A 15,717-nucleotide genomic window follows, 5' to 3' on the forward strand; every position below is an offset into this window, starting at 1 on the left:
CCTGCCCGCTTTGGTGCATGATGCAAGGTAGCCAACAGACCGAGATGACTCATGCTGGACGAGCTACTTCGCCGGGTAAGCAATCACACTCCCCACACGCTTGAGACTGACGGGCGTTTCCCCGAGGCCGCCGTGCTGGTGCCGATTACCCGCAGTGACGAACCGGAGCTGATCCTGACCTTGCGCGCCAGCGGCCTGTCGACCCACGGCGGTGAAGTGGCTTTTCCCGGTGGGCGCCGCGATCCGGAAGACCCCGACCTGATTTTTACCGCGTTGCGCGAAGCCGAAGAAGAAATCGGCCTGCCACCCGGTCTGGTGGAGGTGATCGGGCCGTTGAGTCCATTGATTTCCCTGCATGGCATTCGGGTCACGCCCTACGTCGGGGTGATCCCGGATTACGTCGAATACCTGGCCAACGATGCCGAGATCGCCGCAGTCTTCAGCGTGCCCCTGGAGTTTTTCCGCCAGGACCCGCGCGAACACACCCACCGAATCGATTACCAGGGACGCAGTTGGTACGTGCCCAGTTACCGGTTTGGCGAATACAAGATCTGGGGCCTGACGGCGATCATGATTGTCGAACTGATCAACCTGCTGTACGACGACGCCCAGATCAGCCTGCACCAACCCCCCAAGAGTTTCATCAACACCTGAGCCACCGCTTGAGTGGCAACGCCGTGAGGACACACCATGAAATACCGCCTGGGCGAAGCCCGCGTCGAGACCCATCCCCACAGCTGGGTGGCGCCCAATGCCACGCTGGTGGGCAAGGTCAAGCTGGAGGAGGGCGCGAACGTGTGGTTCAACGCGGTATTGCGTGGCGACAACGAACTGATCCTGATCGGCAAGAACAGCAATGTGCAGGACGGCAGTGTGATGCACACCGACATGGGCTACCCGCTGACCCTGGGCACCGGCGTGACCATTGGCCACAACGCCATGCTGCATGGCTGCACCGTCGACGACTACAGCCTGATCGGCATTAACGCGGTGATCCTCAATGGCGCCAGGATCGGCAAGCATTGCATCATCGGGGCCAACTCGCTGATTGGCGAAGGCAAGGAGATTCCCGACGGCTCGCTGGTGATGGGCTCGCCGGGCAAGGTGGTGCGTGAGCTGACCGAGGCGCAGAAACGCATGCTCGAAGCCAGTGCCGCGCACTATGTGCATAACGCGCAACGCTATGCGCGTGACCTGGTCGAGCAGGCAGAATGAACCCCGTTGAACGCCCCGTCGCCTCACCGTGCGTGAGCATTTGTGCGCTGGATGATGATGACATTTGCACCGGTTGCCAGCGCACCGTGGATGAAATCACCCGCTGGAGCCGCATGGACAATGCCGAGCGGCGGGTGGTACTCGGGCTGTGCCATGAGCGGGCGAAAGCGAGTGGGTTGGTGTGGATGATGCCCGGCAAATCCGGCGCCTGATAGATCGCTTTCGCGAGCAAGCCCGCTCCCACATTTTGACCGCGTTCCTGCAGGGTGAACACAGTCAACTGTGGGAGCGGGCTTGCTCGCGAAGAGGCACTCCCAGACGATATGTCTTTATTTGTGTACCCTGTGTGGCATTACCCACAGGTCCCTTCCCATGCTTTTCCTGATCGCCTACATCAGCAGCGTCGTGCTGATCAATTTCGCCTTTTCCACCGCCCCGCACCTGGATGTCATCTGGTCCGCCTGGGGTGGCCTGGTGTTTATCCTGCGCGACATGGTGCAGACGCGCTTTGGCCATGGCGCGATCGTCGCCATGCTGGCGGCGCTGGTGCTGTCATATGTGACGTCCGACCCGGCGATTGCCCTGGCCAGTGCCACGGCGTTCGCGGTGTCCGAGTGTATTGACTGGCTGGTGTTCACCATCACCAAGCGCCCCCTCCACGATCGCCTGTGGATAAGTTCGGCGCTGAGCATTCCGCTCGATACCTTTATTTTCTTCGGCCTGATTGGTGCGCTCACACCGGCGGTGGTGGGGACGGCATTGGTGTCGAAATTTGCCGGGGTCACGGTGGTGTGGCTGGTCATGGCGTGGCGCCTGCGCAAGCGTGCCGTCGCCAACTGAGGCCAATTTTTACAGTTCATGTAAAATGCCGGCCTTTCTCCCCCATGATCCGCTCCCCTGAGGACCTGAGATGACCCGAATCGGAACTCCATTGTCGCCAACCGCGACCCGCGTTTTGCTGTGTGGCTGCGGTGAGCTGGGCAAGGAAGTGGTGATCGAGCTGCAACGCCTGGGCGTTGAAGTGATTGCCGTGGATCGCTACGCCAACGCGCCGGCCATGCAGGTCGCCCATCGCAGCCATGTGATCAACATGCTCGACGGCGCGGCCCTGCGCGCAGTGATCGAGGCCGAGAAACCGCACTTCATCGTGCCGGAAATCGAAGCCATCGCCACCGCCACCCTGGTGGAACTGGAGGCCGAAGGCTTCACTGTGATCCCGACCGCGCGTGCCACCTCGCTGACCATGAACCGCGAAGGCATCCGTCGCCTGGCCGCCGAAGAGCTGGACCTGCCGACCTCGCCGTACCACTTCGCCGATACCTTCGAAGACTACAGCAAGGCCGTCCAGGACCTGGGCTTCCCCTGCGTGGTCAAGCCGGTAATGAGTTCGTCGGGCAAGGGCCAGAGCCTGCTGCGCAGCACTGACGACGTGCAGAAAGCCTGGGACTACGCGCAAGAGGGCGGGCGCGCCGGCAAAGGCCGCGTGATCATCGAGGGTTTTATCGACTTCGACTACGAAATCACCTTGCTGACCGTGCGCCACATCGGCGGCACGACCTTCTGCGCGCCGGTTGGCCATCGCCAGGAGAAGGGCGATTACCAGGAATCCTGGCAGCCGCAAGCGATGAGCCCGATTGCCCTGGCGGAGTCCGAGCGTGTCGCCAAGGCGGTCACCGAGGCGCTGGGTGGGCGTGGCCTGTTTGGCGTGGAGTTGTTCATCAAGGGTGATCAGGTGTGGTTCAGCGAAGTGTCGCCACGCCCCCATGACACTGGCCTGGTGACCCTGATCTCCCAGGACCTGTCGCAGTTCGCCCTGCACGCGCGCGCCATTCTGGGCCTGCCGATCCCGTTGATCCGTCAGTTCGGGCCTTCGGCTTCGGCGGTCATCCTGGTGGAAGGGCAGTCGACCCAGACCGCATTCGCCAACCTGGGCGCCGCACTGAGCGAGCCGGACACGGCGTTGCGACTGTTTGGCAAGCCAGAAGTGAATGGTCAGCGCCGCATGGGTGTGGCGTTGGCGCGGGATGAGTCGATCGAGGCCGCTCGGGCCAAGGCGACCCGTGCTTCCCAGGCTGTCGTTGTAGAGCTGTAATCGCGTACAGATCGTTCCCACGCTCTGCGTGGGAATGCCTTTTGTGACGCTCTGCGTCACGCTTTGGGACGCGGAGCGTCCCGGTCTGCATTCCCACGCGGAGCGTGGGAACGATCATCGACCGCATTCGCCAACCTGGGCGCCGCACTGAGCGAGCCGGACACGGCGTTGCGACTGTTTGGCAAGCCAGAAGTGAATGGTCAGCGCCGCATGGGTGTGGCGTTGGCGCGGGATGAGTCGATTGAGGCGGCACGGGCCAAGGCGACCCGTGCTTCCCAGGCTGTCGTTGTAGAGCTGTAATCGCGTACAGATCGTTCCCACGCTCTGCGTGGGAATGCCTTTTGTGACGCTCTGCGTCACGCTTTGGGACGCGGAGCGTCCCGGTCTGCATTCCCACGCGGAGCGTGGGAACGATCATCGGCCGCATTCGCCAACCTGGGCGCCGCGCTGAGCGAGCCGGACACGGCGTTGCGACTGTTTGGCAAGCCAGAAGTGAATGGTCAGCGCCGCATGGGTGTGGCGTTGGCGCGGGATGAGTCGATTGAAGCGGCACGGGCTAAAGCGACCCGTGCTTCCCAGGCTGTCGTTGTAGAGCTGTAATCACGTACAGATCGTTCCCACGCTCTGCGTGGGAATGCCTCTTGTGACGCTCTGCGTCACGCTTTGGGACGCAGAGCGTCCCGGTCTGCATTCCCACGCGGAGCGTGGGAACGATCATCAGGCGACCTTGTTCAAATCATTATCCCGCGTCTCTTTCAGGCACAGCACCGCAATCAAGCTGAGCAGCGCCGCCGCCGAGACATACCCGCCGACATAACTCAGCCCGCCCATCGCCACCAGCTTGGTCGCGAAGAAGGGGGCGGCCGACGCGCCGACAATCCCACCCAGGTTATACGCCGCCGAAGCGCCGGTATAACGCACGCGGGTCGGAAACAATTCCGGCAACAGTGCGCCCATGGGGGCGAAGGTCACGCCCATCAGGAACAGCTCCAGCGCCAGGAACAGCGCCACGGCCCAGGTTGAGCCATGGGTCAGCAGCGGCTCCATGGTGAAACCCGACAAAATCGCCAGGATCGCCCCGGCAATCAGTACCGGCTTGCGCCCATAGCGGTCACTGGCCAGGGCCGCCAGTGGCGTCGCCAACCCCATGAACAGCACGGCAAAGCACAACAGGGCGAGGAATGTCTCGCGGCTGTAGCCCAGTGTCGACACGCCATAGCTCAGGGAAAATGCGGTGGTGATATAGAACAGGGCATAACACACCACCATCGACGCGGCCCCCAGCAGTACTGGCGCCCAATGCTTGCTGAACAACTCCACCAACGGCACTTTCACCGGGGCCTCTTTGGCCACGGAGTTGGCGAACACCGGGGTTTCGTGCAGCTTCAAGCGTGCATACAGGCCGACCATCACCAACGCGGCGCTGAGGATGAACGGGATGCGCCAGCCCCAACTGCGAAATTGCTCGTCGCTCAGGCTCATGGCCAAAATCAGGAATAAGCCGTTGGCGGCCAGGAACCCAATCGAAGGCCCCAGTTGCGGAAACATGCCGAACCAGGCGCGTTTGCCTTTCGGCGCGTTCTCGGTGGCCAGCAACGCTGCGCCACCCCATTCCCCGCCAAGGCCAAGGCCCTGGCCGAAACGCAGCACGCACAACAGGATCGGCGCCCACGCTCCGATGCTGTCATAGCCGGGCAGCAAGCCAATCAGCGTGGTACACACCCCCATCAGCAACAAGGACGCGACCAGCGTGGATTTGCGGCCGATGCGGTCGCCAAAGTGGCCAAACAGCGCCGAACCCAGCGGGCGGGCGATAAAAGCGATACCGAAGGTCAGGAACGACGCCAGCATCTGTGCGGTGCCGGAGGTCTGTGGGAAGAACACCGGGCCGATCACCAGCGCCGCAGCGGTGGCATAGATGTAGAAATCGTAGAATTCGATGGCAGTGCCGACGATGCTCGCCGTGGCGACCCGTGCGGTCGAGTTGCTCGGGGCGGCGCTCGCGGCCTCGTTGTAGGTGGTGCTCATGGCAGTATCCCTGACAGTCATTGCGCGTTTGGACGCGGATTTTTATTGGTCGAACACCCAGGGTTCAGGGCAGTGCGCGGAGTGGCTCGGGATGGGAGCAAACACCGGTCAGACAGGATGGTGCGGTGCCTGGACGCGCTCAGTGCGGGTAGCACGCGGTCGGGCGGGGCTTGGATAAGCCGCCCGATTATAGGAAGGGGGTTGCAGTTCCAACAAGAGGGTCAGGCGGCGACCGGCACCCGGCTGGTGTGCCAGATCAGCACTTTGCTGACTCGGTTGTCCTCGGTCTCGAGGATTTCCAGGCGATAACGGCCGATTTTCAGGCACACCGCGCAGTCGGGAATGGTCTCCAGCGCTTCGGTCACCAGACCGTTGAGGGTCTTGGGGCCGTCGCTGGGCAGGTGCCAGCCCAGGCTCTTGTTCAGCTCGCGGATCGAGGCGGCGCCGTCGATGATGTAGCGGCCGTCTGTCTGGGCTTCGATATGCGGGTTGTCCGAACTTTGCTCGCTTTCGAATTCGCCGACGATTTCTTCGAGGATATCTTCCAGGGTGACGATGCCCAGCACTTCGCCGTATTCGTCCACCACCATGCCCAGGCGGCGTTGCTGTTTGTGGAAGTTCAGCAGTTGCAGCTGCAGGGGCGTGCTTTCCGGTACGAAGTAAGGCTCATGGCAGGCGGCGAGCAACGCTTCCTTGGTCAGGCTGGCATCGGGCAACAAGTGCTGGATCTGCCGCGTGTTGAGCACGGCTTCGACCTGGTTGATGTCGCTGTGGAACACCGGCAGGCGGGTGTGCTGGGAGGTGCGCAGTTGTTCGATGATCTCTTCGGTCGAGTCGTCCAGGTTGATCCCGTCCACCTCGCTGCGAGGCACCAGGATGTCGTTGACCGTGATGTTGTCCAGCGCGTGGATACCCGGCAAGCCAGGCGTTCGGCCTTCGTCCGAGTCTGGTTGCGGCTCATCGTCATGCTCGGGCAACGGCTGGTCGCTGTTTTTTACCACGCCGGATTTACGCGCGAACGGGCGCAGCAGCAACAGGCTGATGCCATTGAGCAGCCAGGCCAGGGGGTAGAGGATTTTCAGGGGGATGCCCAGCAGCGCATTGCCAAACCCCAATACGGCCTGCGGGTGGCGGGTGGCCAGGGCGCGGGGCAGGTAGTCGGCGAGTATCAGCAACAGCGCGCAGGCAATCAGCCAGCCGAGCCAGGGGCCGTTCTGCGCCCAGGCGTAGATGGCCAGCAAGGTGCAGAGAATCACCACGCCAGCGCGGCACAGGCTGTTGCACAGGATCAGGCTGTTACGCGGGAAGCTCAGGCGGGCGGCGGCCTTGTCGCCCTGGCGTGTACCGGGGCGCAGGGCCAGCAGGTGCTGTTGTGCGGCTTCGATGGCGGTAAACAGCGCCGCCCATAAAATCAGCAGGGCGATTACCGCGAGCATCGGCCCCAGGGGCAAGTTGTCCATTTTTGCTGCCCGTCAGATATGCAGGATGTATTCGCGAACCAGCTTGCTGCCGAAATAGGCCAGCATCAGCAGGCAGAACCCGGCCAGGGTCCAGCGGATCGCCTTGTGCCCGCGCCAGCCAAGGCGGTTGCGCCCCCACAGCAGCACGCTGAACACCACCCAGGCCAGGCACGCCAGCAGGGTTTTGTGCACCAGGTGCTGGGCGAACAGGTTTTCGACGAACAGCCAGCCGGAGATCAGTGACAGCGACAGCAGCGTCCAGCCGGCCCACAGGAAGCCGAACAACAGGCTTTCCATGGTTTGCAGCGGTGGGAAGTTCTTGATCAGCCCGGACGGATGTTTGTTTTTCAGCTGGTGGTCCTGCAACAGCAGGAGCAGAGCCTGGAACACCGCAATGGTGAACATGCCGTAGGCCAGGACCGACAACAGGATGTGAGTCAGGATGCCGGGCCCTTCATCAATGACCTGCACGGTGCCGGTCGGCGTGAAGTGCGCCAGCAGTACCGTCAATGTTCCCAGCGGGAATAACAGGACCAGCAGGTTCTCGACGGGAATGCGGTAGCACGCCAGCAGGGTCAGCGCGATGACGGCGGCGGCGATCAGGCTGGCGGCGCTGAAAAAGTCCAGGCCCAGGCCGACCGGTGTCATCAGGTGGATGAACAGGCTCGTGGCATGGGCCAGCAGGGCCAGGACGCCAAGGCCGACGAGCAGACGTTTGTCCGCTTTAGTGCCTTGGGCCAGACGAGTGCCCTGATAGAGGGTCGCAGCGGCGTACAAGATGGCGGCGGCGAGGCTGGGTAGCAAGCTGGGTGACAAAGGGAGCATAAATCCTGATAGACAAGCCCGAAAGGCGTTGAGTTTGGCATACCCCCGCGTTCCACGAAAGACTCCCGGGCCAGACAGCGGGTGTGCATGGGCGCAGTCTTCGCTATAATCCGCGATCTGCCCACGCCGCAGGCTCGCCGAGCGCTGTTTTTAATAGCGATTTATCACAGCCTGGGCTGCCATTACCTCGGTCTACCATTGCACTTCGATGAATAGGGCCTGAAAGGATCGCGCATGTTTGAAAACTTGACTGACCGTCTCTCGCAGACGCTGCGCCACGTTACCGGCAAGGCCAAGCTGACCGAGGACAATATTAAAGACACCTTGCGTGAAGTACGCATGGCGTTGCTGGAAGCCGACGTGGCCTTGCCTGTGGTCAAGGACTTCGTCAACTCGGTCAAGGAGCGCGCGGTCGGCACCGAAGTGTCGCGCAGCCTGACGCCGGGCCAGGCTTTTGTGAAGATCGTCCAGGCTGAACTCGAAAGCCTGATGGGCGCGGCCAACGAAGATCTGAACCTCAGCGCCGTGCCTCCGGCCGTTGTGCTGATGGCCGGTCTGCAAGGTGCGGGCAAGACCACCACCGCCGGCAAGCTGGCGCGCTTCCTTAAAGAGCGCAAGAAGAAGTCGGTCATGGTGGTGTCGGCCGACGTATACCGTCCGGCGGCAATCAAGCAGTTGGAAATGCTGGCGGGCGAAGTGGGCGTGACCTTCTTCCCGTCCGACCTGAGCCAGAAGCCGGTCGACATTGCTAACGCTGCTATTAAAGAAGCAAAACTCAAATTCATCGACGTGGTCATCGTCGATACCGCCGGTCGCCTGCACGTCGACGAAGAGATGATGGGCGAGATCAAGGCGCTGCATGCCGCGATCAACCCGGTCGAGACCCTGTTCGTGGTCGACGCCATGACCGGCCAGGATGCGGCCAACACGGCCAAGGCCTTCGGTGACGCGCTGCCGCTGACCGGTGTGATCCTGACCAAGGTCGATGGTGATGCCCGTGGCGGTGCCGCGTTGTCGGTGCGTGCCATTACCGGCAAGCCGATCAAGTTCATCGGTATGGGCGAAAAGAGCGAAGCGCTCGAGCCGTTCCACCCTGAGCGTATTGCTTCGCGCATCCTCGGCATGGGCGACGTACTCAGCCTGATCGAACAGGCCGAAGCCACCCTCGACAAGGACAAGGCCGACAAGCTGGCCAAGAAGCTGAAGAAGGGCAAGGGCTTCGATCTCGAAGACTTCCGCGACCAACTGCAACAGATGAAGAACATGGGCGGCCTTGGCGGCCTGATGGACAAGCTGCCGAACATCGGCGGTGTGAACCTGGCGCAGATGGGCAATGCCCAGGGTGCGGCAGAGAAGCAGTTCAAGCAGATGGAAGCCATCATCAACTCCATGACCCCGGCCGAGCGCCGCGACCCTGAGCTGATCAGCGGTTCGCGCAAGCGCCGGATCGCCATGGGTTCCGGCACCCAGGTGCAGGACATCGGTCGCTTGATCAAGCAGCACAAGCAGATGCAGAAGATGATGAAGAAGTTCTCCGCCAAAGGCGGCATGGCCAAGATGATGCGCGGCATGGGCGGTATGTTGCCCGGCGGCGGCATGCCAAAAATGTAAAAGTTTCGAGCGGGAGCGTGCTCCTGCTCCGCCCCACAAGGATGTGGGATCTCCAGCAAACCCGCCGTTGGCGGGGGCTGACTCGCCGTTTTAACCGACGGCCCTATAGCAGATCTGAATGGCACGCCGATAGGCGCCAGAAAAAGACATTTGCAAAAGTCCGGATATTCCTTAGAATATGCGGCCTTTCGGGCACCTATGCCCGCTGTGCATTTAGATTTGCAGCACCGACTACAGGAACGATGTTCACATGCTAACAATCCGTCTTGCCCTTGGCGGCTCCAAAAAGCGCCCGTTTTACCACTTGACCGTAACTGACAGCCGCAACCCACGTGACGGCTCTCACAAGGAACAAGTTGGCTTCTTCAACCCGATCGCTCGTGGTCAAGAAGTTCGTCTGTCCGTGAACCAAGAGCGCGTAGCCTACTGGCTGAGCGTTGGTGCACAACCATCTGAGCGTGTTGCTCAGCTGTTGAAGGACTCGGCTAAGGCCGCGGCCTGAGCAATATGAGCGCGACGCCAGCTGTTGCTGATGATTTGATCGTTATCGGCAAGATTTATTCTGTTCATGGCGTTCGCGGCGAAGTGAAGGTGTATTCCTTTACTGATCCGACTGAAAACCTGTTGCAGTACAAAACCTGGACGCTCAAGCGCGAAGGGAGTGTGAAACAGGTCGAGCTGGTCAGTGGACGCGGGAGCGATAAGTTCCTGGTCGCAAAGCTCAAGGGTCTTGATGATCGTGAAGAAGCTCGTCTTCTGGCCGGTTATGAGATCTGCGTGCCGCGCAACCTGTTCCCTGAATTGACCGACGGCGAGTACTACTGGTACCAGCTGGAAGGTCTGAAGGTTATTGATCAACTTGGGCAACTGCTCGGGAAAATCGATCATCTTCTGGAAACCGGCGCCAATGATGTAATGGTGGTCAAGCCTTGCGCTGGCAGCCTGGATGATCGCGAACGTCTGTTGCCCTATACGGAGCAATGCGTGTTGGCCGTCGACCTGGTCGCAGGCGAGATGAAGGTGGAATGGGACGCGGACTTCTAAGCGTGGCTAATTTGCGCATTGAAGTGATCAGTTTGTTTCCCGAGATGTTTTCTGCCATCAGCGAGTACGGCATCACCAGTCGGGCGGTGAAACAGGGGCTGTTGCAGCTTACCTGTTGGAACCCGCGAGACTACACGACGGATCGACATCACACTGTGGACGATCGCCCATTTGGCGGTGGCCCGGGCATGGTGATGAAGATCAAGCCCCTGGAAGACGCGTTGGTTCAGGCCAAGGCAGCAGCCGGGGAGAAGGCGAAGGTAATTTACCTGTCCCCTCAAGGCCGTCAGCTGAAACAGGCTGCGGTACGCGAACTGGCGAATGAGGAAGCATTGATCCTGATTGCCGGTCGCTATGAAGGCATTGACGAGCGGTTTATTGAAGCTCATGTCGATGAAGAGTGGTCGATTGGGGACTATGTCCTGTCTGGCGGCGAGCTGCCGGCGATGGTCCTGATAGATGCGGTTACACGACTGCTGCCTGGAGCTTTAGGGCATGTGGACTCTGCGGAGGAAGATTCCTTCACGGATGGTTTGCTGGATTGCCCGCACTACACCCGACCGGAGGTGTATGCGGATCAGCGTGTTCCCGACGTATTGCTAAGTGGCAATCACGCACACATCCGGCGTTGGCGTTTACAGCAGTCCCTTGGTCGGACCTATGAACGACGCGCCGATCTTCTGGAAAGCCGCTCGCTTTCTGGAGAAGAGAAGAAGCTGCTCGAGGAATACATCCTCGCGCGGGACGATAGTTAACAACGTATCGATGGTAGGTCCATTGACTTACCTTAGGAGCACAGCATGACTAACAAAATCATCCTTGCACTCGAAGCAGAGCAGATGACCAAAGAGATCCCTACCTTTGCCCCGGGCGACACCATTGTCGTTCAGGTGAAAGTGAAGGAAGGCGACCGTTCGCGTCTGCAAGCGTTCGAAGGCGTGGTAATCGCCAAGCGTAACCGTGGTGTGAACAGTGCTTTCACTGTTCGTAAAATCTCCAACGGTGTTGGCGTAGAGCGTACTTTCCAGACCTACAGCCCGCAAATCGACAGCATGGCCGTCAAGCGTCGCGGTGACGTACGTAAAGCCAAGCTGTACTACCTGCGTGACCTGTCCGGTAAAGCAGCTCGCATCAAGGAAAAACTGGCTTAAGTCCAGCTTCCCGATGCAGAAAAAAGCAGCCTACGGGCTGCTTTTTTGTGCCTGAAATTTGTCTATTTGCCGGTATTGTCCATGACCACCCGCCTCGAAGAAATCCAGCGCCGCACCGACCTGTCCGTTACTCACGTCACCAAGGCGGTGTTCCCGCCGACCACCAATCACCACAACACCTTGTTCGGCGGCACTGCCTTGGCCTGGATGGACGAAGTGTCGTTCATCACCGCCACGCGTTTTTGCCGCCTGCCGTTGGTGACGGTTTCCACTGATCGGATTGACTTCAACCATGCGATACCGGCCGGTTCCATCGTCGAGTTGATCGGCCGCGTGATCAAAGTGGGCAATACCAGTCTCAAGGTCGAAGTGGAAGTCTTCGTCGAGAGCATGAGCGCCGATGGCCGCGAGAAGGCGATCCAGGGCGTATTCAGCTTTGTGGCGATCGATGCCGACAAACGCCCGGTGCCGGTGTTGCCTGGGTTTGTTGACTGATTTATCCGGCTGCGCAGGTTTGCGGTTGGATCACTGCCAGCAAGGTCCAGCCGGCGGTGGGCTTCAAGCTGCTGTCCGGGGTGATGACGTGCACCCAGCCGCTGGTATCGCGGGCAAACAGCAGTGTCGCGCGATCACCATGCAGTGCCTGGTACTGCTCCAGCCCAAACCCCTCCGTGAGATGCGTGCTGTATAGCTCGGCGCCCTGGCCCAACAGGCTGGCGAGTTTGGTATAGCTCAAGGGTTGACTGCCCAGCAAGTGCCCGCGGTGCTCGTGGCTGGCCTTGTGTTTATCGGTGCGGCGGCTTTCCTGGCTGCTGGCCAAGGCGAACAGGCGATGGCCGAAGTCGTGGCGAAAACGCATGGCGGCCAGGGTATTCAGCTCGCCGGAGGGGGAGAGTGCCAACAGGTGGCCCAGCCCAACCAGATCCAGATGCGATTCGGCGTGTTGTGAAGCAGGATTGCCGAAGTAAGTGGGCAGTCCTTCCATGCGGCTGGCGCGGATGTTTTCCCAGCTTGAGTCGGTCAGCAACACGCGGCTGCCCAGTTGCTGCAGGGCCTTGCCCAGGATGCGCGCCGGGCCATTCGCACCGACGATCAGAAAACCGCTGGGCGCAGGCTCGGCGACTTTCAGCAGACGGGCCAGCGGGCGTGCCGTGGCGCTTTGCAGGACCACGGTGCCGATGATCACGGCGAACGTCAGTGGAACCAGGAGTAATGCGCCTTCATGGCCCGCCTCATCCAGGCGAATGGCGAAGATCGCTGAAACCGCTGCGGCCACGATCCCGCGTGGGGCGATCCATGACAGCAGCGCACGCTCGCGCCAATTCAGCCCGGAACCCCAGGTTGAAAGCGCGACGTTCAAGGGGCGTGCGATAAATTGAATGACCAGCAACAGAATCAGCACCAGCGGCCCCAAGGCGATCAAGGCATTCAGGTCCAGGCGCGCTGCCAGCAGAATGAATAGCCCGGAGATCAGCAGCACGCTGAGGTTTTCCTTGAAGTGCAGGATGTGCCGCACATCCACGCCCTTCATATTGGCCATCCACATGCCCATGAGGGTCACCGCCAGCAGGCCGGACTCATGCATCACCAGGTTGGCGGCGATGAATATCCCCAATACCCCCGCCAGGGTGGCCAGGTTGTGCAGGTATTCGGGCAGCCATTGCCGACGCATGATCTGCCCCAGCACCCAGCCGCCGGCAATGCCGAACAGGCTGCCGCACAGGATGACCCCACCGAAGGTCAGCAGGCTGTGGCTGAGGCCGTCGCCCGATGCGCGGGCGATGATGAAGCTGTAGACCACCACGGCCAGCAGCGCGCCGATCGGGTCAATGACAATGCCCTCCCAGCGCAGGATATTGGCGATGGACGCCTTGGGGCGCACCACCCGCAGCATGGGCACAATCACGGTGGGCCCGGTGACCAGGGTCAGGGTGCCGAACAAGAGGGCGAGCAGCCAGTCGAACCCCAGCAGCCAATGGGTGGCAACGGTAATCACCGCCCATGTCGACAGGGCGCCGAGCGTGACCAGGCGATGGACGACGCTGCCGATTTCCTTCCATTCCGAGAGGTGCAGGGTGAGGCTGCCTTCAAACAGAATCAGCGCCACGGCCAGGGATACCAGGGGCATCAGCAGCGGGCCGAACATTTCCTGAGGATTGAGCCAGCCCAGCACCGGGCCCACCAGGATGCCGCTCAACAACAGAAACAGGATGGCTGGAAGTTTCAGGCGCCATGCCAGCCATTGGCAGGCCAGTGCGGCCACGCCAATGCCGCCCAGTGCCAGCAGGATCTGTTGTTCGTTCATTGAAGCTCCCTGTTCCTTGAAATAGCAGGCTATGAAAGACTAGTGGGCCTTGTCACAGTTCACTAAATAATTCGCGCAAAGCCCTGTGCTGCGCCGCTTGAGTGCCCATGCCTGCCATTGACCACCCGCTGATCGACCGCTTCCTTGACGCTTTATGGCTGGAGAAAGGCTTGTCGGACAACACCCGCCAGGCCTACCGCAGCGATTTGGCCCTGTTCAATGGCTGGTTGCAGGAGAAAAATCTCGAACTGATCAATGCCGGTCGCGAGTTGATCCTGGATCATCTGGCCTGGCGCCTGGAGCAAAACTACAAGCCGCGTTCCACTGCACGATTTCTCTCTGGTGTGCGTGGTTTTTATCGCTACTTGCTGCGGGAAAAGCTGATCGCTGTCGACCCGACCCTGCAGGTCGATATGCCGCAACTCGGTAGGCCTCTTCCCAAATCCTTGTCGGAAGCCGATGTGGATGCCTTGCTCGCCGCGCCCGACCTCAGCGAGGCCATCGGCCAGCGTGATCGTGCCATGCTCGAAGTGCTGTATGCCTGCGGCCTGCGGGTGACTGAACTGATCAGCCTGACCCTGGAGCAGGTCAATCTGCGCCAGGGGGTATTGCGGGTGATGGGCAAGGGGAGCAAGGAGCGCTTGGTGCCGATGGGCGAGGAAGCGATCGTGTGGGTCGAGCGCTATATGCGCGATGCCCGCAGCGAACTGCTCGGTGGGCGGCCCAGTGATGTACTGTTTCCCAGCCTGCGCGGCGAGCAGATGACCCGCCAGACCTTCTGGCACCGCATCAAGTACCAGGCCAAAGTGGCCGGGATTGGCAAAGCGTTGTCACCCCATACATTGCGTCACGCCTTTGCCACCCATTTGCTCAACCATGGGGCGGATTTGCGGGTCGTGCAAATGTTGCTGGGCCACAGCGACTTATCCACAACCCAGATCTACACCCACGTCGCGCGTGCGCGTTTGCAGGACATGCATGCCAAACATCACCCGCGTGGCTGAAAACCGCCAATTTATCCGGCTACGGGCTGCCCTGCGGCCCAACTGTGGTAGGCTTTGCCGGTTAGTAAGGGGGACGGCGCCTGTGTTTATAGCCCGGTGTCTTCAAGCGGTGCTCCGCACCCGTCCCTGCATCTGCCTTCAGGAGTTCCCATGCGCTTGACCCAGATTATTGCCGCCGCAGCCATTGCGTTGGTTTCCACCTTCGCATTCGCCGATGACGCCGCCGAGCAGACCATCCGCAAAAGCCTGGCCAACCTGCAACTCGACACCCCGATCGAAAGCATCAGCGCCAGCCCCATGGCCGGCCTGTATGAAGTCAAGCTCAAGGGCAGCCGTGTGCTGTATGCCAGTGCCGATGGCCAGTACATCGTCCAGGGCTACCTGTTCCAGCTCAAGGACGGCAAGCCGGTCAACCTGACCGAAAAAGCCGAGCGCCTGGGTGTGTCCAAGCTGATCAACGGTATCCCGGTGGCTGAAACCGTGGTCTACCCGGCCATTGGCGAGACCAAGACCCACATCACCGTATTCACCGACACCACCTGCCCGTACTGCCACAAGCTGCATGCCGAAGTGCCTGCGCTGAACAAGCTCGGCGTGGAAGTCCGCTACGTCGCGTTCCCGCGCCAGGGCCTGGGCTCGCCGGGTGACGAGCAATTGCAGGCGGTGTGGTGCTCGACCGACAAGAAGGCGGCCATGGACAAGATGGTCGATGGCAAGGAAATCAAGGCGGCCAAATGTGCCAATCCGGTTTCCAAGCAGTTCGCACTGGGCCAGTCAATCGGCGTGAACGGTACACCGGCCATCGTTTTGGCTGACGGTCAGGTAATTCCGGGCTACCAGCCAGCACCACAAGTTGCCAAACTGGCTCTGAGCGCCAAGTAAATCAGCGTCGTCGAACCTTTGACGACCATGGCCCGCCGACAGATCGACGGGCTATCAAATTGAAAGCCGCAGTCGTGCGGCTGTTTTCCACGGCCGACCT

Annotated in this window: 17 protein-coding genes and 2 pseudogenes; 15 read left to right on the forward strand and 4 right to left on the reverse strand. The window is 60.8% G+C overall.

The window, feature by feature from the left end; translation table 11 throughout:
• Positions 1-51 precede the first annotated feature (51 nt).
• The 7 genes and pseudogenes from MJP36_RS07655 to purT (MJP36_RS07685) all read left to right on the forward strand — a co-directional run.
• Positions 52-654, forward strand: coding sequence for a CoA pyrophosphatase (locus MJP36_RS07655; RefSeq protein WP_060754282.1), 603 nt, complete (start codon positions 52-54; stop codon positions 652-654).
• Positions 655-690: 36 nt separating this feature from the next.
• Complete coding sequence (locus MJP36_RS07660) at positions 691-1,215, forward strand: gamma carbonic anhydrase family protein (RefSeq protein ID WP_104994727.1); 525 nt, start codon at positions 691-693, stop codon at positions 1,213-1,215.
• Positions 1,212-1,427: a DUF1289 domain-containing protein gene (locus tag MJP36_RS07665; protein WP_090368760.1), complete on the forward strand. Its 216-nt coding sequence runs from the start codon at positions 1,212-1,214 to the stop codon at positions 1,425-1,427. The genes MJP36_RS07660 and MJP36_RS07665 overlap by 4 nt, the downstream gene beginning before the upstream one ends.
• A gap of 160 nt (positions 1,428-1,587) precedes the next feature.
• Complete coding sequence (locus tag MJP36_RS07670) at positions 1,588-2,055, forward strand: VUT family protein (protein WP_090368762.1); 468 nt, start codon at positions 1,588-1,590, stop codon at positions 2,053-2,055.
• A 70-nt stretch (positions 2,056-2,125) separates the two neighbouring features.
• A complete protein-coding gene (gene purT / locus MJP36_RS07675) occupies positions 2,126-3,307 on the forward strand; it encodes a formate-dependent phosphoribosylglycinamide formyltransferase (RefSeq protein WP_019817237.1) in 1,182 nt (393 codons plus the stop codon).
• Between the two features lie 120 nt (positions 3,308-3,427).
• Positions 3,428-3,607, forward strand: a pseudogene (gene purT / locus MJP36_RS07680) (phosphoribosylglycinamide formyltransferase 2); the annotation flags it as partial.
• Positions 3,608-3,727: 120 nt separating this feature from the next.
• Positions 3,728-3,907: pseudogene (purT, locus tag MJP36_RS07685) on the forward strand (phosphoribosylglycinamide formyltransferase 2); the annotation flags it as partial.
• Positions 3,908-4,024: 117 nt separating this feature from the next.
• Here the strand turns inward: purT (MJP36_RS07685) and MJP36_RS07690 are convergent.
• From MJP36_RS07690 to MJP36_RS07700, 3 genes are all read right to left on the reverse strand, one after another.
• The gene (locus MJP36_RS07690) at positions 4,025-5,335 is read right to left on the reverse strand and encodes an MFS transporter (RefSeq protein ID WP_244385138.1); all 1,311 of its coding nucleotides are present in this window, start codon (positions 5,333-5,335) and stop codon (positions 4,025-4,027) included.
• A gap of 221 nt (positions 5,336-5,556) precedes the next feature.
• A complete protein-coding gene (locus MJP36_RS07695; RefSeq protein ID WP_090368765.1) occupies positions 5,557-6,795 on the reverse strand; it encodes a transporter associated domain-containing protein in 1,239 nt (412 codons plus the stop codon).
• 12 nt (positions 6,796-6,807) lie between these two features.
• Positions 6,808-7,620, reverse strand: a complete 813-nt coding sequence (locus MJP36_RS07700) for a cytochrome C assembly family protein (protein WP_060754276.1) — start codon at positions 7,618-7,620, stop codon at positions 6,808-6,810.
• A gap of 234 nt (positions 7,621-7,854) precedes the next feature.
• Between MJP36_RS07700 and ffh the strand changes: the two genes are divergently transcribed.
• The 6 genes from ffh to MJP36_RS07730 all read left to right on the forward strand — a co-directional run bounded on the left by ffh (position 7,855) and on the right by MJP36_RS07730 (position 11,921).
• Positions 7,855-9,231: a signal recognition particle protein gene (gene ffh / locus MJP36_RS07705; RefSeq protein WP_060754275.1), complete on the forward strand. Its 1,377-nt coding sequence runs from the start codon at positions 7,855-7,857 to the stop codon at positions 9,229-9,231.
• 250 nt (positions 9,232-9,481) lie between these two features.
• Positions 9,482-9,733 carry a 30S ribosomal protein S16 gene (gene rpsP, locus MJP36_RS07710; RefSeq protein ID WP_025854836.1) on the forward strand — a complete coding sequence of 84 codons (252 nt, stop codon included), beginning with the start codon at positions 9,482-9,484 and terminating at the stop codon, positions 9,731-9,733.
• A 5-nt stretch (positions 9,734-9,738) separates the two neighbouring features.
• On the forward strand, positions 9,739-10,275 hold the full coding sequence (rimM, locus tag MJP36_RS07715; protein ID WP_060754274.1) for a ribosome maturation factor RimM: 537 nt from the start codon (positions 9,739-9,741) through the stop codon (positions 10,273-10,275).
• Complete coding sequence (trmD, locus tag MJP36_RS07720) at positions 10,257-11,030, forward strand: tRNA (guanosine(37)-N1)-methyltransferase TrmD (RefSeq protein ID WP_174554031.1); 774 nt, start codon at positions 10,257-10,259, stop codon at positions 11,028-11,030. Before rimM ends, trmD begins: the two co-directional genes overlap by 19 nt.
• A gap of 45 nt (positions 11,031-11,075) precedes the next feature.
• On the forward strand, positions 11,076-11,426 hold the full coding sequence (gene rplS / locus MJP36_RS07725; protein WP_003175895.1) for a 50S ribosomal protein L19: 351 nt from the start codon (positions 11,076-11,078) through the stop codon (positions 11,424-11,426).
• An 81-nt stretch (positions 11,427-11,507) separates the two neighbouring features.
• Positions 11,508-11,921 carry an acyl-CoA thioesterase gene (locus MJP36_RS07730; protein ID WP_003193963.1) on the forward strand — a complete coding sequence of 138 codons (414 nt, stop codon included), beginning with the start codon at positions 11,508-11,510 and terminating at the stop codon, positions 11,919-11,921.
• A 1-nt stretch (position 11,922) separates the two neighbouring features.
• Here MJP36_RS07730 and MJP36_RS07735 read toward each other — a convergent pair whose 3' ends face one another.
• A complete protein-coding gene (locus MJP36_RS07735; RefSeq protein ID WP_244385139.1) occupies positions 11,923-13,731 on the reverse strand; it encodes a cation:proton antiporter in 1,809 nt (602 codons plus the stop codon).
• Positions 13,732-13,838: 107 nt separating this feature from the next.
• Between MJP36_RS07735 and xerD the strand changes: the two genes are divergently transcribed.
• Both xerD and MJP36_RS07745 read left to right on the forward strand, forming a co-directional pair.
• Positions 13,839-14,735, forward strand: coding sequence for a site-specific tyrosine recombinase XerD (gene xerD, locus MJP36_RS07740; protein WP_090368769.1), 897 nt, complete (start codon positions 13,839-13,841; stop codon positions 14,733-14,735).
• 150 nt (positions 14,736-14,885) lie between these two features.
• On the forward strand, positions 14,886-15,617 hold the full coding sequence (locus MJP36_RS07745; RefSeq protein ID WP_060754271.1) for a thioredoxin fold domain-containing protein: 732 nt from the start codon (positions 14,886-14,888) through the stop codon (positions 15,615-15,617).
• The last annotated feature ends 100 nt before the right edge of the window (positions 15,618-15,717 follow it).

Origin of the sequence: Pseudomonas palleroniana (genome assembly GCF_022836895.1) — a bacterium.
GTDB classification, from domain to species: Bacteria; Pseudomonadota; Gammaproteobacteria; order Pseudomonadales; family Pseudomonadaceae; genus Aquipseudomonas; species Aquipseudomonas palleroniana.

What these genes read in the sequence shown, in the direction of transcription:
- MJP36_RS07735 (WP_244385139.1), bottom strand. Translation starts at nt 13,731, where the DNA reads ATGAACGAACAACAGATCCTGCTGGCACTGGGCGGCATTGGCGTGGCC.
- rimM (WP_060754274.1), top strand. Translation starts at nt 9,739, where the DNA reads ATGAGCGCGACGCCAGCTGTTGCTGATGATTTGATCGTTATCGGCAAG.
- MJP36_RS07745 (WP_060754271.1), top strand. Translation starts at nt 14,886, where the DNA reads ATGCGCTTGACCCAGATTATTGCCGCCGCAGCCATTGCGTTGGTTTCC.
- MJP36_RS07670 (WP_090368762.1), top strand. Translation starts at nt 1,588, where the DNA reads ATGCTTTTCCTGATCGCCTACATCAGCAGCGTCGTGCTGATCAATTTC.
- xerD (WP_090368769.1), top strand. Translation starts at nt 13,839, where the DNA reads ATGCCTGCCATTGACCACCCGCTGATCGACCGCTTCCTTGACGCTTTA.
- MJP36_RS07655 (WP_060754282.1), top strand. Translation starts at nt 52, where the DNA reads ATGCTGGACGAGCTACTTCGCCGGGTAAGCAATCACACTCCCCACACG.
- MJP36_RS07730 (WP_003193963.1), top strand. Translation starts at nt 11,508, where the DNA reads ATGACCACCCGCCTCGAAGAAATCCAGCGCCGCACCGACCTGTCCGTT.
- ffh (WP_060754275.1), top strand. Translation starts at nt 7,855, where the DNA reads ATGTTTGAAAACTTGACTGACCGTCTCTCGCAGACGCTGCGCCACGTT.
- trmD (WP_174554031.1), top strand. Translation starts at nt 10,257, where the DNA reads ATGGGACGCGGACTTCTAAGCGTGGCTAATTTGCGCATTGAAGTGATC.
- MJP36_RS07690 (WP_244385138.1), bottom strand. Translation starts at nt 5,335, where the DNA reads ATGAGCACCACCTACAACGAGGCCGCGAGCGCCGCCCCGAGCAACTCG.
- rpsP (WP_025854836.1), top strand. Translation starts at nt 9,482, where the DNA reads ATGCTAACAATCCGTCTTGCCCTTGGCGGCTCCAAAAAGCGCCCGTTT.
- MJP36_RS07695 (WP_090368765.1), bottom strand. Translation starts at nt 6,795, where the DNA reads ATGGACAACTTGCCCCTGGGGCCGATGCTCGCGGTAATCGCCCTGCTG.
- MJP36_RS07700 (WP_060754276.1), bottom strand. Translation starts at nt 7,620, where the DNA reads ATGCTCCCTTTGTCACCCAGCTTGCTACCCAGCCTCGCCGCCGCCATC.
- MJP36_RS07665 (WP_090368760.1), top strand. Translation starts at nt 1,212, where the DNA reads ATGAACCCCGTTGAACGCCCCGTCGCCTCACCGTGCGTGAGCATTTGT.
- purT (WP_019817237.1), top strand. Translation starts at nt 2,126, where the DNA reads ATGACCCGAATCGGAACTCCATTGTCGCCAACCGCGACCCGCGTTTTG.
- MJP36_RS07660 (WP_104994727.1), top strand. Translation starts at nt 691, where the DNA reads ATGAAATACCGCCTGGGCGAAGCCCGCGTCGAGACCCATCCCCACAGC.
- rplS (WP_003175895.1), top strand. Translation starts at nt 11,076, where the DNA reads ATGACTAACAAAATCATCCTTGCACTCGAAGCAGAGCAGATGACCAAA.